15 protein-coding genes and 1 rRNA gene are annotated in these 15,033 nt (G+C 70.9%); 10 read left to right on the forward strand and 6 right to left on the reverse strand.

Annotated features, from left to right (window positions below; translation table 11 throughout):
• Positions 1-107: 107 nt before the first annotated feature.
• Positions 108-1,625 (forward strand): MFS transporter, encoded by a 1,518-nt coding sequence (locus tag ABZU76_RS47695; protein WP_354883906.1) that lies wholly within the window; start codon positions 108-110, stop codon positions 1,623-1,625.
• On the opposite strand, the gene ABZU76_RS47700 is transcribed toward ABZU76_RS47695, so the two are convergent.
• Positions 1,571-2,314: a TetR/AcrR family transcriptional regulator gene (locus ABZU76_RS47700; RefSeq protein ID WP_354883908.1), complete on the reverse strand. Its 744-nt coding sequence runs from the start codon at positions 2,312-2,314 to the stop codon at positions 1,571-1,573. The genes ABZU76_RS47695 and ABZU76_RS47700 overlap by 55 nt on opposite strands.
• Before the next feature lie 111 nt (positions 2,315-2,425).
• Between ABZU76_RS47700 and ABZU76_RS47705 the strand changes: the two genes are divergently transcribed.
• Positions 2,426-3,970: an FAD-dependent monooxygenase gene (locus tag ABZU76_RS47705; protein ID WP_354883910.1), complete on the forward strand. Its 1,545-nt coding sequence runs from the start codon at positions 2,426-2,428 to the stop codon at positions 3,968-3,970.
• A 93-nt stretch (positions 3,971-4,063) separates the two neighbouring features.
• On the opposite strand, the gene ABZU76_RS47710 is transcribed toward ABZU76_RS47705, so the two are convergent.
• Positions 4,064-5,419, reverse strand: a complete 1,356-nt coding sequence (locus tag ABZU76_RS47710; RefSeq protein ID WP_354883913.1) for an FAD-dependent monooxygenase — start codon at positions 5,417-5,419, stop codon at positions 4,064-4,066.
• Positions 5,420-5,531: 112 nt separating this feature from the next.
• On the opposite strand from ABZU76_RS47710, the gene ABZU76_RS47715 reads away from it, so the two are divergent.
• Complete coding sequence (locus ABZU76_RS47715; RefSeq protein WP_354883916.1) at positions 5,532-6,092, forward strand: TetR family transcriptional regulator; 561 nt, start codon at positions 5,532-5,534, stop codon at positions 6,090-6,092.
• Between the two features lie 19 nt (positions 6,093-6,111).
• Here ABZU76_RS47715 and ABZU76_RS47720 read toward each other — a convergent pair whose 3' ends face one another.
• Positions 6,112-6,732, reverse strand: a complete 621-nt coding sequence (locus tag ABZU76_RS47720; RefSeq protein ID WP_220243032.1) for an L-threonylcarbamoyladenylate synthase — start codon at positions 6,730-6,732, stop codon at positions 6,112-6,114.
• A gap of 73 nt (positions 6,733-6,805) precedes the next feature.
• On the opposite strand from ABZU76_RS47720, the gene ABZU76_RS47725 reads away from it, so the two are divergent.
• The 4 genes from ABZU76_RS47725 to ABZU76_RS47740 all read left to right on the forward strand — a co-directional run bounded on the left by ABZU76_RS47725 (position 6,806) and on the right by ABZU76_RS47740 (position 9,807).
• Positions 6,806-7,525, forward strand: a complete 720-nt coding sequence (locus ABZU76_RS47725; protein ID WP_220243033.1) for an MgtC/SapB family protein — start codon at positions 6,806-6,808, stop codon at positions 7,523-7,525.
• Positions 7,526-7,646: 121 nt separating this feature from the next.
• Positions 7,647-8,603 carry a DivIVA domain-containing protein gene (locus ABZU76_RS47730; protein ID WP_354883921.1) on the forward strand — a complete coding sequence of 319 codons (957 nt, stop codon included), beginning with the start codon at positions 7,647-7,649 and terminating at the stop codon, positions 8,601-8,603.
• Between the two features lie 127 nt (positions 8,604-8,730).
• Positions 8,731-9,447, forward strand: a complete 717-nt coding sequence (locus tag ABZU76_RS47735; protein ID WP_354883924.1) for a CPBP family intramembrane glutamic endopeptidase — start codon at positions 8,731-8,733, stop codon at positions 9,445-9,447.
• Positions 9,448-9,525: 78 nt separating this feature from the next.
• Entirely contained in the window at positions 9,526-9,807 is a 282-nt protein-coding gene (locus tag ABZU76_RS47740) for a metal-sensitive transcriptional regulator (RefSeq protein ID WP_220243036.1), read from the forward strand.
• Positions 9,808-9,876: 69 nt separating this feature from the next.
• On the opposite strand, the gene ABZU76_RS47745 is transcribed toward ABZU76_RS47740, so the two are convergent.
• The gene (locus ABZU76_RS47745) at positions 9,877-12,111 is read right to left on the reverse strand and encodes a heavy metal translocating P-type ATPase (RefSeq protein WP_354883927.1); all 2,235 of its coding nucleotides are present in this window, start codon (positions 12,109-12,111) and stop codon (positions 9,877-9,879) included.
• Between the two features lie 6 nt (positions 12,112-12,117).
• A complete protein-coding gene (locus ABZU76_RS47750; RefSeq protein WP_220243038.1) occupies positions 12,118-12,324 on the reverse strand; it encodes a heavy-metal-associated domain-containing protein in 207 nt (68 codons plus the stop codon).
• Between the two features lie 112 nt (positions 12,325-12,436).
• On the opposite strand from ABZU76_RS47750, the gene cobF reads away from it, so the two are divergent.
• The 3 genes from cobF to ABZU76_RS47765 are packed head-to-tail and all read left to right on the forward strand — an operon-like array spanning position 12,437 to position 14,842.
• On the forward strand, positions 12,437-13,213 hold the full coding sequence (gene cobF, locus ABZU76_RS47755; RefSeq protein WP_354883930.1) for a precorrin-6A synthase (deacetylating): 777 nt from the start codon (positions 12,437-12,439) through the stop codon (positions 13,211-13,213).
• Positions 13,206-14,285, forward strand: a complete 1,080-nt coding sequence (locus ABZU76_RS47760) for a serine hydrolase domain-containing protein (protein ID WP_354883933.1) — start codon at positions 13,206-13,208, stop codon at positions 14,283-14,285. The genes cobF and ABZU76_RS47760 overlap by 8 nt, the downstream gene beginning before the upstream one ends.
• Before the next feature lie 23 nt (positions 14,286-14,308).
• Positions 14,309-14,842, forward strand: a complete 534-nt coding sequence (locus tag ABZU76_RS47765) for a pyridoxamine 5'-phosphate oxidase family protein (RefSeq protein ID WP_354883936.1) — start codon at positions 14,309-14,311, stop codon at positions 14,840-14,842.
• A gap of 99 nt (positions 14,843-14,941) precedes the next feature.
• Here the strand turns inward: ABZU76_RS47765 and rrf are convergent.
• Positions 14,942-15,033: ribosomal RNA gene (gene rrf / locus ABZU76_RS47770) — 5S ribosomal RNA — on the reverse strand; the annotation flags it as partial.

Below are 15,033 nucleotides of genomic sequence, written 5' to 3' on the forward strand. Positions count from 1 at the left end.
CAGGAGCCGGATCCTGAACGGCCTCAACCTAGCGGACGCGACCGTGTCCGGAAGCGCTTCGCCGCTCCGACCCTCGGCCGAAACCACCTTTCGGAAGGGGACCCGAAATGCCCGCCACCCGTCGCGCCTGGCTCGGCCTGGCCGTGCTGATGCTGCCCACGCTCCTGGTCGCGCTTGACATCGGCGTCGTGTTCCTCGCGCTGCCCGCGATCAGCGTCGACCTGGGCGCGAGCGGGGTGCAGCAGCTCTGGCTCACCGACGTCTACGGCTTCCTGATCGCCGGCTTCCTCATCACCATGGGCACGCTCGGCGACCGGATCGGGCGGCGGAAGTTGCTGCTCATCGGCGCGGCTGCGTTCGGGGTGCTGTCGATCGTGGCGGCGTTCGCGCCCGACGCCGGCACGCTCATCGTCACCCGCGCGTTGCTCGGCATCGCGGGCGCGACGTTGATGCCCTCGACGCTCGCCTTGATCAGCACGCTGTTCCCCGACGCGAAGCAGCGCGGCACGGCGATCTCGCTGTGGGCGTTGTGCCAGTTCGGCGGCGCGGCCCTGGGGCCGGTGCTCGGCGGGGTGTTGCTCGCGCACTTCTGGTGGGGTTCGGTGTTCCTGCTCGGCGCGCCCGTGATACTCCTGCTGCTGGTGGCCGGTCCGCTCGTGCTGCCCGAGCACCGTGGGACCGGCGGCACTGGCGGCACGAAGCTCGACCCGGCGAGCGTCGTACTGTCGCTGGCCACCGTGCTGCCGGCGGTGTGGGGGATCAAGGAGCTGGCCACCGGTGGCGGAACCACGGCGGCACTGGCGGTGCTCGCCGGGCTCGGGTTCGGCGTCGCGTTCGTGCGGCGGCAGCGCCGGCTGGCGACGCCGTTGCTGGACCTGTCGTTGTTCCGCCGTCCGCAGGTCGGGACGATCCTCGCGACGATGCTGCTCACCGGCCTGTTCATGGCGGGTACCGGGATGCTCGTGAGCCAGTACCTCCAGCTGGTGCTCGGTCTGTCGCCGCTGACCGCCGCGCTCTGGTACGCGCCCATGGGGCTCGCGATCGGCCTCGGCTGCGTGCTGACGCCGGCGATCGTCCGCCGGGTTTCGCCGCGGGCCGCGATCACCGCGGGGCTGGTGCTGGGCGTCGGCGGGTTCGCGCTGGTCGCGTTCGCGGGGACTGCCACCGGACTGCTGCCGGCGTCGGCGGGGCTCGCGGTCGTGGCGTTCGGCGACGGGCCGCTGGTCGCGCTGGGCACGGGGATGATCGTGGGCTCGGTGCCGCCGGAGCGCGCAGGCTCGGCCGCTTCGACGTCGGAAACGTGCCTGGAGCTGGGCGCGACGCTCGGCATGGCGCTGCTGGGCTCCCTCGCCGCGGCCGTCTACCGGGCTCGGCTCGTGGTGCCGTCTGGTATCGACGTGGACCGGGCGCGCGAAAGCCTGGCCGGTGCGGAGACGATCGGTTCGACGGCCCTGACGGCGAGTGCGCACGCGGCGTTCGGGTCGGGACTGTCCACAGTGGCCTGGGTGAGCGCGGTGGCGTTCGCGGTGCTGTCGGTGGTTGTGGGAAGGGCGTTGAAGCGACGGGAGCGTCAGAGCCGGGTGGAGATGCCGTCGAGCAGGCAGTCGAGCCCGAGCGTGAACTGAACGTCTTCGGCGGGGGTGGCCGGGGCGTGCGGGTCGGCACTGAGGAAGTCCTTGACCACGCGTTCGAGCAGCGGGTAGCGCGGCTGTGCGTCACTGCCGACGTCGACGAACCAGGCGCCGGCGAGCTCCTGGACGTCGTCGAGCCCGCGGAACCCCTGCCGCTGCCACATCTTCATCTCTTCGGTCCGCTGCAGGGCCTGGCCGACGACGTAACCGTCGAGCAGCCGGTGGTAGGAGACCGCGGCCGAGAGGTCCTGGCCCAGGCCGACGAAGGTGCTCAGCACGAACTCCTGGCGGCGGCTCGCGTGCGGCCCGGCGGGCGGGCGCTGGTGCACGAGCTCGGCGAACCAGGCGTGGCGTTTCATCATCGTCCACGAGTCGTGCGAGACCCGGGTGAGATCGGCTCGCCAGTCTCCGCCCGGCTTCTCGGGCGTGGTGACCTCGGCGTTCGCCGCGTCGAGCATCAGGTCGACGAGACCGTCCTTGTTGTGCACGTACCGGTAGAGCGACATGGGCGTGGACGAGCCCAGCTCCTTCGCGACGGCGCGCATGGTGAGTGCGTCGGAACCGCCGGAGTCGGCGATCGCGATCGCGGTCCGCACGATCTCCGCGCGCCCGAGGCCCCACCGTCGTTCGGGCGGTTCGGGCAGCAGCCAGATCGGCGGGGTCGGGGTTCCCTGAGCGCTCAAGCGGCCTCCTGTCGGTTGCGTTGATCCTACTCGGCGTGTACAACGTACATAGAGTGTACGACGTACACATTCGGATTGGATGTGTACGGGTCGGTCGAGCTGGGGGTTGTCATGAGCGAACGGACACAGGTGCTGATCAGCGGCGGTGGGGTCGCCGGGTTGACGGCGGCGTTGTTGCTGCACCGCCACGGCGTGCGCGCGGTACTGGTGGAGAAGCACGCGAGCACGTCACCGCAGCCGAAGGCACGGCGGTTCAACCACCGCAGCAACGAGGTGTTCCGCGCGCTGGGCCTGAGCGATGCGGTGGCGGAGGCGAGTGCGCCGCTGGCGTCGTTCGCGGGGATGCTGAGCGGGCCGACGCTGGCCGAGGCGAAGTGGCCGGAGATCACGCCGGCGATGCGGGCGGGCATCGCGCAGTACGGCCGGATGAACGACCACAGTCCGGCGCCGAGCGTGCTGTGCCCGCAGGACGTGCTGGAGCCGGTGCTGCGCCGCGCCGCGGAGGACCGCGGGGTTTCGGTGCGGTTCTCGACGGAGCTGGTGTCGTTCACGCAGTCCTCGTCGGGGGTCACCGCGTCGCTGCGTTCTGCCGGGGGCGAGGTCTCGGAGGTGGCAGCCGATTACCTGATCGCGGCCGACGGGGCGCGCAGCCCGGTCCGCGATGCGCTGGGGATTCCGCGCAGCGGCTACGGTCACCTCGCGGACAACCTCGACATCGCGTTCCGCGCCGACCTCACGGAACTGGTGCGGGACAAGAAGTTCAACCTGTGCCAGATCGAGAACCCGGCGGCGTCGGGCGCGTTCGTGTCGGTGAACGGCACCGACCGCTGGCTGTTCTCCACGTCGGACTTCCCTGGCTCTCAGACCTTGGGCGACGACGGCTGGCGCGAACTGCTGCGCACCGTGGTCGGCGTGCCGGACCTCGACGTCGAGGTGCTGAGCCTGATGCCGTGGGAGTCGGGCATGTACGTCGCCGACCGCTACGCCGAGGGCCGTGTCTTCCTCGCCGGCGACGCCGCGCACGCCATGCCGCCCATGGCCGCGGCCGGCGCGAACACCGCGATCGGCGACGTCCACAACCTGGCGTGGAAGCTCGCGGCTGTGCTCGCCGGGTCCGCGTCACCGGCACTGCTCGACACCTACCACGCCGAACGCCACCCCCTCGGCTACGCGACGGCCGAGTTCTCCAGCCGGGTCAGCGGCCACCTCGGCACCATGATCGCGTCCGTGACCAGCGGCGAAGTCCCTGTCGACCCGGTCACCGCCCTGTTCGGCGCACAGTACGACGAGGGCGCCTTCGTCCCCGACACCCGCGGCCCCGCGCCATTCGACCACTACGCCCCGGGCGGCCGTCCCGGCACCCGCGTGCCCCACGCGTGGATTTCCCCCGGGGTGTCCACTGTGGACCTCGCCGGCCCGGACTTCGCACTCCTGACTCCTCCCGGCGAGACCCACTGGACCGCGACGGCCCGCGACCTCGGCCTCCGCACTGTTTCGGTCCCCGACCCCGCCTGGCTCGACTCCGTCGCCCTCTCGCCCGACGGCGCCCTCCTCCTCCGCCCCGATGCCGTGGTCGCGTGGCACTCGTCCTCCGCCACCCCCCTCGACGACGCCTGGGCCCGCGTCCTCGGCCAACCGGCGGCCGTCGGTGGATGATCACTCGCCCGGGCGGGCGTCCGTCGAGGTTCGCCACCCCGCTCGGCCCGGCTCACCGGCCGCCGGCGCGGGCGGCCACCAGGCAAGCCGGGCTCACCGGCCGAAGTACCCCGCCGGATCCCCCACCCAGCCAACGTGCGCATCAGGTCGAACCAGCACCTCCTCGCCACCCCGCGCGAACACCACCCGGTCCGGCAGCCCGGCCGGACGGTGGTCACCGGTGTAGACGAAACGGCCACCCCGCAACTGCTCATACAACCGGCCACCCGGGAGGTCGCGATCCTCAGCACGAGCTCCGACAAGACCGTCAGCACCAGCCGGCGGCGCGTAGCGGATACCGACACCCGAGATCACGCCGGCGACGCGGCGGGCGAGCGGAGCCGCGGACAAGGCGGCGCCGAGGAGCCGGTTGCGGGCTTCGCGGAGAACGAGGGGCTTGATCATCGCCAGGCGGATGATCGCGCCGCTGCTGCGGAGGACGAGGCGGCCGACCGGGTGCCGCTCGGCTTCGTAGGTGTCGAGCAGGGTCTCCGGCAGGCGGCCGGCCAGCACCTCGGCCAGCTTCCAGCTCAGGTTGGCCGCGTCCTGCAGGCCGGTGTTCATGCCCTGGCCGCCGGCGGGTGAGTGGACATGGGCGGCGTCGCCGGCGAGGAAGACGCGGCCGGAGCGATAGTGCGGGGCCTGCCGCTCGTCGCTGTGGAAGCGGGAGAGCCAGCGCGCGTCGTGCATGCCGAGGTCGGTGCCGAGGGAGCGGCGGGTGATGTCGCGGACCTCGTCGAGCGAGAGCGGCGCGTCGTCCGGAACCTGGGAGCGCCGGTCCCAGGCGAAGACGCGGTAGTAGCCGTCACCGAAGGGGGCGACGAACGCGAAGCCGTCGCCGACGCCGTTGACCACGAGGAGGTCTTCGGGCGGCGAGTCGAGCCGGACGTCGGCCAGCATGATCGACTTCAGCACCGAACGGCCGGGGAACGGCAGGCCGAGCTGCCGGCGCACGACGCTGTGCAGCCCGTCGGCGCCGACGAGGTAGTGGGCGCGGTAGAGCTGGCCGTCGGCGGTGGTGACGTCGACGCCGTCGTGGTCCTGGGCGAGCGTGCGCACCTCGGCGCCCCACACGAACTTCGCGCCGAGCCGTTCGGCGCGCGAACGCAGGATCTCCTCGGTGTGGGTCTGCGGCGTGATCAGCAGGTAGCCGTAGCGCGAGGGCAGCTTCGCGAGGTCGATCTCGACCCGGTCGAACAGCCGCAGCTCGCGCAGCCGCGCGCCGGTGGCGATGAGCTCGTCGGCGACGCCGCGCACGTCGAGGTGCTCCAGCGTGCGGGCGTGGACCCCGAACGCCCTGGTCAGGTTCGATCCCGTAGTCCGGCGTTCGAGCACCGTCACGGCCACGCCGGCTTCGGCGAGATCGCCCGCGAGCAGCAGCCCGACGGGTCCGGCTCCGACGACCAGCACTTCCGATTCCATGTCGACCCCCAAGTCAACATCCGTTTGCCAACACCTGTTGGCATCCAGTAGACGCCCTGGTACTAGTCATGTCAACACCCGTTGGCCTACAGTTGTTGGCATGACCTCGGCCCGACCCCGGCGCTCCGACGCGACGCGCGCTGCGATCCTGGACGCCGCCCGCGAGCGCTTCGCCGCGGACGGGTACGAGCGCGCGACAATCCGCGCGATCGCGGCCGACGCGGCCATCGACCCGTCGATGGTGATGCGCTACTACGGCTCGAAGGAGAAGCTCTTCGCGGCCGCGGCCCACTTCGACCTGCGCCTGCCCGACTTCACGCAGCTTCCGCCCGAAGAAGCCGGCACGCTGCTCGCGCGCCATGTGCTGGCGCGCTGGGCGGGTGACGAGACGTTGTTCGCGCTCCTGCGCGCGGGCGTCACGAACGAGACGGCGGCCGAACGCATGCGCTCGATCTTCGCCGACCAGCTCGGACCGCAGGTCGCGAAGGTGTGCCCGGACCCCGCCGAGGCACCGGTGCGCGCCGGGCTGATCTCGTCGCAGGTGCTGGGCCTGGCGCTGTGCCGGTTCGTGCTGCGGCTACCGCCGGTCGCGGAGATGACCGAGGACGAGGCTGTGCGCTGGCTCGGGCCGACCCTGCAGCGCTACCTCGTGGGGTACTGAGCTCAATCGGGTACTCAGCTCACTCGAACCGCGTGGCGTCGCCCGCGCCGTAGCGGACGATCTCCGCCTCGCCGGACGAGAAGTCGACCACCGTGGTCGGCTCGACGCCGCAGTCGCCGGAGTCGAGCACCGCGTCGAGCTGGTGATCCAGCTCTTCCTTGATCTCCCAGCCCTGGGTGAGGGGCTCGCCGGAGTCGGGCAGCAGCAGCGTGCTCGACAGGATCGGCTCCCCCAGCTCGGCCAGCAGCGCCTGCGTGACCACGTGCTCCGGGATGCGCACGCCGACGGTCTTCTTCTTCGCGTGCATCAGCCGCCGCGGCACTTCCTTCGTCGCGGGGAGGATGAACGTGTACGGCCCGGGCGTGGTGGCCTTGATCGCCCGGAACACCGTGTTGTCCACGTGCACGAACTGCCCGAGCTGGGCGAAGTCCTGGCAGACGAGCGTGAAGTGGTGCCGGTGGTCGAGCTTGCGGATTGCCCGGATCCGCTCCATGCCCTCCTGGTTCCCGAGCCGGCAGCCGAGCGCGAAGCAGGAGTCGGTGGGGTACGCGATGAGCCCGTCTTCGCGAAGCAGGTCCACGACCTGGGCCAGCGAGCGCCGCTGCGGGTTCTGCGGGTGCACGTCGAAGTAGCGGGCCATGCGGCGAGCTTAGGGGTGATCCACCTCGGGGGCCGGGCGGGCCCGCCGGCGAGCGGCGAGGCAAAGTGTCGGCGTGCACGCTCTCTGGTCCACGGACGAACAGTGGTCGCTGCTGCTCCCCGTGCTGCTCGCGCTGGTGCTGAGCACGGCGATCGGCCTCGAGCGCGAGGTCGGCAACAAACAGGCCGGCCTGCGCACGCACACCCTGGTGGGCGTGGGGTCGGCGGTGTTCATGCTCGTGTCGAAGTACGGGTTCGCCGACCTGCTGAACACCGAGCACGTGGCGCTCGACCCGTCGCGGATCGCGGCGCAGATCGTCTCGGGCATCGGGTTCGTCGGCGGCGGGTTGATCTTCGTGCGCCGCGACGCCGTGCGCGGGCTGACGACGGCCGCGACGGTGTGGCTCGCGGCGGCGGTCGGCGTCGCGTGCGGCGCGGGGCTGCCCGTGCTCGCGGTGGCGACGACCGTGGGACTGATCGTGATCACTCGCGGTTTCCCGCCGCTTTCCCGGTTCGTGGCACGGCATCGGCGCGAACCACCCATTCTGCGGCTGAGCTACTCCGACGGGCACGGAGTTTTGCGAAACGTTCTCGCGGGCTGTACCGGACGCGGCTGGGTGGTCCACCAGGTGGCGGTCGACAGGGAGACGGTTTCCGAAGAGGGGCAACGGATCGCGGTCGTCACGCTGCGGTTGCAGGGCCGCGGTGATCTTGCGGAATTGACGGCCGAACTCGCGGAACTGCCCGGCGTGCGGAGCACCGCGACGGGCGCGCAAGATCCACTCGAAGATTGATCGTGTGCCCGCCCCCCACAGCGGCCCGGTCTTCGGGCACACTGGACGGCACACGGAAACCTCGGTGCGGCAAAGGAAACATCGCGCCCGAGGAGAAACCATCCAAATGGGAGGTGAGGCCATGGCCCCCGAAGATGGCGAGGACCTGACGTCCGTCGAGCCCCGTTTCGACCCGGCATGGCGCGGCTATCACCGAGGCCAGGTCAAGGAATTCGTGGTCTGGGCCCAGGAAGAGCTCCGCCGGGTGGCGGCCGAACGCGACGCGGCGATGCGGCGCGTGGCCCGGCTGGCGGAGCACAACCGCGAGCTGCACGCGACGATCGACCGCATCAGCCGCACGCCCATAGAACCCGACGCGCTCCAGGAACGATCAAGGCGCATGATCGAGCTGACTCGCGAAGAAGCTTCGGAAATCATCACGGGAGCAAAGGAAAAGGCGGAGCAGACGCGGCTCGACGCGGAGGCCGAGGCCGTGCGGCTCACCGAGAAGGAACGCGCGCTCGTCGCCGCGACCGAGGAAGATCGCCGCCGCCAGCACGCCGCGCACGAGGAGTTCATGCGCCGCGCGGCCGCCGAACGCGCCGCCGCCGACGAGGCCGGCGCGAGGCAACGCCGCCGCATGGAGGAAGACCTCACCGAGGCCCTGCACCAGCGCCGCACCGCGACGATCACCGAACTGGACATCCAACGCACGAAAACGCTGCGCGAGCTCGACGCCCACCGCACCGAAACGGTGCGCAACCTGGCTGCCCAGCGCACGGAAACCCTGCGCGACCTGGAGAACCAGCGCACCGAAACCCACCGGGCACTCGCCGCGCAGACCGCCGAAGCGCAGACGGAGGCCGACACCCGGGTCCGCCGCGCGACCGAGCACGCCAACGACATCGTCACCCAGGCCGACGACCGCGTCGCCGAGCTGACAGCCATCCACCACCGCTTGAAAACGGCGCTCACCAGCACCCGCGAGCTCCTGGCGTCGGCGACCGCCGCGCTGGACCCGCGGCCCGACGACACCGGCACCGCCGTGCCCGTCCAGCGCCGCAAACCGGCGCTCACCGAGGCGACCACAACCGGCTGACCTGCGGTTGTCTCACTCCCGCAACTTCTGCCGAGCGGCCTGAGCACGGGGTCGCCGGCCCGGCTTTTCACCCCGGCCCCGGCGTGGAGCGCCCCGCCGAGATCACGCGCGCCCTTAAGTTGGGGCCATGACCATCACCGGGCCGAGAACGTCGACGCGGTTGCTGCTCGTCGTCGTGTGCGTGGTGGTGCTGGCGACGGCGACCACGCTCGCCAACCGGGTGTTGCCGGGCTGGGCGTACCCGGTCTGCGGAGCCGTGACGGCGGCGGTGCTGCTCGCGCTGGCGTTCGGCGCCGGGTACACGCCGGCCGACCTCGGCGTCAGCCGCGCGACGCTCGGTCGGGCGGCCCTCACCGGGCTGGTCGGGGCGGCGTTCTTCCTGGTCGTGTTCGGCATCGCGGCCGCGGTGCCGGCGTTGCGGACCGTCTACGACGACGGGCGCGTCGGCGACCCCGACCTGCTGCAACTGCTGTGGCTCACGCTCGGGCGGATCACGTTCGGCACGGTGATCGTCGAGGAGATCGCGTTCCGCGGTGTGCTGCCGGCGCTGCTCGGCGCGCGCGACGACCGCTGGCGGTGGGGGCCGATCCTCGGGGCGTCGGCGTTCTTCGGGCTGTGGCATTTCCTGCCGGCGCTGGCCGTCGGGCGCAACGCGGCCGTGCACGCAGCACTCGGCGGCATCCCGACGCAGTTGCTGCAGGTGCTCGCGATGGTCGCGGCCGCGGCGGCGGGCGTCTTCCTGTACGCGTGGCGGCACTTCGGCCGGGGCGTACTGGCGTCGGTACTGGTGCACTTCACGACGAACGTCGGTGGGCTCGTCATCGCGGTGGCCGTGCGGGCGTGAATACGCATACCCCGTATCGGATACGTGGGGTGGGTATACTCGACGACGTACAGGTGCGAACGAAGGGGACGATGCGCGATGACGGGCTACGGCAACGAGCGGGATGCCTATCTGAAGCGTCTGCGCCGCATCGAGGGACAGATCCGAGGCTTGCAGCGCATGGTCGAGGAGGACAAGTACTGCATCGACATCCTCACGCAGGTGTCGGCGGCCACGAAGGCGCTGCAGTCGTTCTCACTGGAGCTGCTCGACGAGCACTTGGCCACCTGCGTCGTGCAGGCCGCCGCGGCCGGGGGTGAGGAAGCCGACCTGAAGGTTCGCGAGGCCTCCGACGCGATCGCGCGGCTGGTCCGCTCATAGGTCCGGACAATGAACAGAGGAGCGCCCCGGCCGGGGCGCCCCTCTTTTTTCAACGCGGTTCAGCGTGGTTCAGCGTGCGGCGCGGAAGCCGCGCAGGCGGAGACTGTTCGAGACCACGAACACCGACGAGACGGCCATAGCGGCACCGGCGATCATGGGGTTGAGCAGGCCGAACGCCGCCAGCGGCAGGGCCGCGACGTTGTAGGCGAAGGCCCAGAACAGGTTGCCCTTGATCGTGGCGAGCGTGCGCCGCGCGAGCCGGATGGCGTCGACGGCGGCGCGCAGGTCGCCTCGGACGAGGGTGAGGTCGCCGGCCTCGATGGCGGCGTCGGTGCCGGTGCCCATCGACAGGCCGAGGTCGGCCTGGGCCAGGGCGGCGGCGTCGTTCACACCGTCGCCGACCATGGCGACCACGCGGCCCTCGGACTGCAGCCGCTTGACCACCGCGACCTTGTCTTCGGGCAGGACCTCGGCGATGACCTCGTCGATGCCGGCGGCTTCGGCGATCGCCTGAGCGGCACCGGCGTTGTCGCCGGTCAGCAGGACCGGCGTGAGGCCGAGGGCGCGGAGTTCGGCGACGGCTTGGGCCGAGGTGGGTTTGATCGTGTCGGCGACGACCAGCACGGCCTTGGCCGCGCCGTCCCAGGCCACGAACACCGCGGTGGCGCCCTGCTGCTCGGCCGCCGCCTTGGCGTCGGCGAGGGAACCGTCGACGTGGATGCCCCAGTCGGCCAGGAAGGCGGCGCGGCCGGCGAGGACGGCGGTGCCGGCGACGAGCCCGGTGACGCCGAGGCCCTCGGTCGAGCGGAACTCCTGGACCGCGGGCAGTTCGCCGATGCGGTCGCGGGCGCCGGCCACGATGGCCTTGGCGATGGGGTGTTCGGAGGCGTCTTCGACGGCTCCGGCGTAGCGCAGGACCTCGGCTTCGGTGATGCCGTCGGCGGGGTGGACGCCGGTGAGGCTCATGCGGCCGGTGGTGACGGTGCCGGTTTTGTCGAGCACGACGGTGTCGACGCGCCGGGTGGACTCGAGCACCTCGGGGCCTTTGATCAGGATCCCGAGCTGGGCTCCGCGGCCGGTGCCGACCAGCAGCGCCGTGGGCGTGGCGAGACCGAGCGCGCAGGGGCAGGCGATGATCAGCACGGCGACCGCCGCAGTGAAGGCTTCGGCGACGTCGCCGCCACTCGCCAGCCACGCGACGAGCGTGATCAGGGCGAGCATGAGGACGATCGGGACGAAGATCCCGGACACCCGGTCGGCCAGCCGCTGCACGGCGGCCTTGCCGTTCTGGGCCTCCTCGACGAGCCGCGCCATCTGGGCGAGGCGGGTGTCGTCGCCGATCCGGGTGGCTTTCACCACGAGGCGGCCGCCGACGTTCACGGTCGCGCCGGTCACGGCGTCGCTGGTGGCGACTTCGACGGGCACTGATTCGCCGGTGATCATGCTGACGTCGACCGCGGAGCTGCCCTCAGTGACCACGCCGTCGGTGGCGATCTTCTCCCCGGGCCTCACGACGAAGGTGTCGCCCACTCGCAGCTCGCTCACGGGGACGCGGCGTTCGGTGCCGTTCGCCAGGACGGTGACGTCCTTCGCGCCGAGTTCGAACAACGCGCGCAAGGCGGCGCCGGAGCGACGCTTGGCTCGGGCTTCGAAGTAGCGGCCGGCCAGGATGAACGTGGTCACGCCGGAGGCGACCTCGAGGTAGATGCTGTTCGTGCCCATCCCTGGGGTCACGGTGAGGGTGAAGGCGTCGCGCGTGCCGGTCATGCCGGCGGTGCCGAAGAACAGGGCGTAGAGCGACCAGAGCGTGGCGGCGGAGACGCCGAGGGAGATCAGGGTGTCCATGGTCGCGGCGCCGTGGCGCAGGTTGGTCCACGCGGCGCGGTGGAACGGGAACGCGCCCCACACCACGACCGGCGCGGCCAGGGTGAGCGAGAGCCACTGCCAGTTGTCGAACTGCAGCGCGGGGACCATCGCGAGCAGGATCACCGGCACCGTCAGCAGCGCCGAGTAGACCAGCCGGTCCCGCAGGGGACGCGTCTCGTCGTCGGGATCGGAGGCTTCGGGCTTCTCGGGTTCGGGGCGCTGCGCCGTGTAACCGGTGGCCTCGACGACGCCGACCAGGTCGTCGACCGACACCGTGGCCGGGAACTCGACGTGGGCCTTCTCGGTGGCGTAGTTGACGCTCGCCGTGACCCCGTCGACCTTGTTCAGCTTGCGTTCCACGCGGGCGGCGCACGAAGCGCACGTCATCCCGCCGATGACGAGCTCGACCGTCTGCGGAGCGTGTGTCGTCGTGGTCATGGCGGCCTACGCGACGAGCCGGTAGCCGGCCTCGGTCACGGCCGCCGAGACGGCGTCCACGGCCAGCGGCTGCTCGCTGACTACCTTCACCGCGCCCGACGCGAGGTCCACGTCGACTTCCCGGACACCGGCGAGCTCTCCGACCTCTTCACGCACCGCGCCGACGCAGTGCGCGCAGGTCATACCTTCGACGGTGTAGGTGGCTTCGGTCATCACCGGCTCCTTCGTGCTGTGGCGTTCCTGATCTCTTTATACCCCTCGGGGGTAGGGGTTCACCACGTGGGCCGCTTGTGGGACCGGTTACCCGGCCCGGCAGACTGCGGTGATGCGGAAGCTCTACGCGATCGGGATCGGGGCCGGCGACCCGGAACACCTCACCGTCCAGGCGATCGACCGCCTCAACCGCGTCGACGTGTTCTTCGTCCTCGACAAGGGCTCCGCAAAGGCCGACCTCGTACGGCTGCGCCAGGACATCCTGTCGCGCTTCGTCACACGCCCCGGCTATCGCGTGGTCACCGCCACGGACCCCGACCGCGATCGCACGCCGTCCGACTACCGCGCCGCCGTCGCCGATTGGCACGAGCTCCGCACGGACGTCTACGAGCGTCTCATCCGCGACTCCCTCGGCCCCGACGACACCGGCGCCTTCCTCGTCTGGGGCGACCCGTCGCTGTACGACAGCACCATCGCCCTCATCGAGGCAGTGCTCGCGCGCGGCAACGTCGCTTTCGACTACGAGGTGATCCCCGGCGTGAGCAGCATCTCCGCGCTCGTCGCCCGCCACCGCACGACGATGAACCAGATCGGCCGCGCCGTCCAGCTCACCACCGGCCGCCGCCTCGCCACGGGCTGGCCCGCGGACGCCGACGACGTCTTCGTCCTGCTCGACGCGCACACCACGTTCGACCGGTTCACCGACCAGGGTCTGCACATCTACTGGGGCGCGTACGTCGGCACCCCGGACGAGATCCTGCTGTCGGGCCTCCTGGACTCCGCTTTGGCCGCCCGCCTCCGCTCGGTCCGTGCGGAGGCCCGCGAAAAGCACGGCTGGATCATGGACACGTACCTGCTGCGCCGGCCGGTGGACCGCAGCGATGGGTGAGCTCCAGGACCGGATTCAACGCCGGCTCGACACTTTGGTCGATACCGGCGCGGAGACCGGTCTGCAGGTCGCCGTCTACGAGGACGGCGCGCTCATCGTCGACGCGGTGGCGGGCACGGCCGCGCCGGGACGACCGCTCACCTCCGGCACACCGATCTTCAGCTTCTCCACCGCCAAGAACGTGGCGGCCATGCTCGCCCACCTGCTCGTCGCGCGGGGTTTCCTCGGCTACGACAGCCCGGTCACGGACCTCTGGCCCGAGTTCGGCGCCCACGGCAAAGCCACGGCGACGCTCCGGCACGTGCTGACCCACACGGTCGGACTGCCGGCCATGCCGCGCGAGATCACCCCGCGCGAGCTTCCCGACTGGTCCAGGGTGTGCGAGTCGCTGGCCGCCGCCGAGCCGTGCTGGCCGCCGGGGACCGCCACGGGCTACCACTCGTTCACCTTCGGCTACCTCGTCGGCGAGCTGGCCCGCCGTGCGACCGGACGGTCCATGTCCGAGTTGCTGCGCGAGTGGATCACGACGCCGCTCGGGATCGAGGGGCAGCTCTACTTCGGGGCTCCGGAGGAAGCGCCGGCGGATTTCGCGCGCCTCGAGCAGCAGGCTTCGCACTGGCCGGCTGCCACGGCCGACGCGATACTCGCCCCATGGGAAAGCCGGCCGAGTGCCGATTTCGGAAACACCGGCACAATCCTGCGCGCCGACATCCCGTCCGTGGGTACGGCCACCGCGCACGGCCTCGCCGCGATGTACAACGCCGTGCTGCAAGGCACGCTCGTGGATGCCGCGCGGTTGACGGAACTGTCCGCGCTCGCATTCGAGGGCACGGACCAGGTCTTCGGCAACCCGGCGCGCATGGCCCTGGGCTTTCCGATCGGCCGTATCGGCGCCCCGGCCGAGGAGAACTCCGCGGCCTTCGGCTGGCCAGGCGGGGGCGGCAGCTACGCCTACGCCGACCCCGCTCGCGGAGTCGCCTTCGCCCTGACGAAAACCCGGCTCGTACCGAACTTCGACACCGCGCTGTCGGTCACCGCGATCCTCGCCGACCATCTGTCCGGGACCCGTTGAGCTTCCGCACGAAGGAGAAAATGATGTCCACTCCTACTGCTGACAACTCGAGCGCGCCGCAGACCAGCCTCGGTCCCTTCTCCTCGCCGGGCGCCAGCCCGACACCGTGGGAGGCGACGGAGTGGGCACTGCGTCACATCCAGAAATTCCACCTGTGCACGGTGCGCCGCGACGGCCGCCCCCACGTGACACCCCTGCTGGCAATCTGGGCGCTCGGCGCGATGTGGTTCACCACAGGCGACAACGAGCAGAAAGCCAAGAACCTCAGCTCCGACCAGGCCTGCACACTGAGCACCGGAACCGGCACCCTGACCGGCATGGACTACATCATCGAAGGCACCGCGAGCCTCGTCACCGACCAGCCCACCAGGGAAACCGCGGCGACGGCGTTCGAGCAGGCCTACGGCTGGCAGCTCACCCGCGAGGACGGAACGTGGTACCAACTGGGCGACGCCATCCGGACCGGGAACGTTCAGCTCTACCGGGTCCAGCCCGACAAGGCTTTCGCCTTCGCAACAGGTAGCGAGTCGTCGCAGACTCGCTACGGCTGGCGCTGAGTCGAGGACCCGGCCGGCAGCGGCCGAAAAGGTGCGGAAATAGAGTTAGGCCCCGGGAGAACCGTGAAGATTCTCAACCGGGGCCTAACCCTAATGTTAGTTCGGCGGCGTCCTACTCTCCCACAACCCTTCGGTTGCAGTACCATCGGCGCTACCAGGCTTAGCTTCCGGGTTCGGAATGGGACCGGGCG

The sequence above is a fragment of the Amycolatopsis sp. NPDC005232 genome (assembly GCF_040607795.1).
Lineage (GTDB): Bacteria > Actinomycetota > Actinomycetes > Mycobacteriales > Pseudonocardiaceae > Amycolatopsis.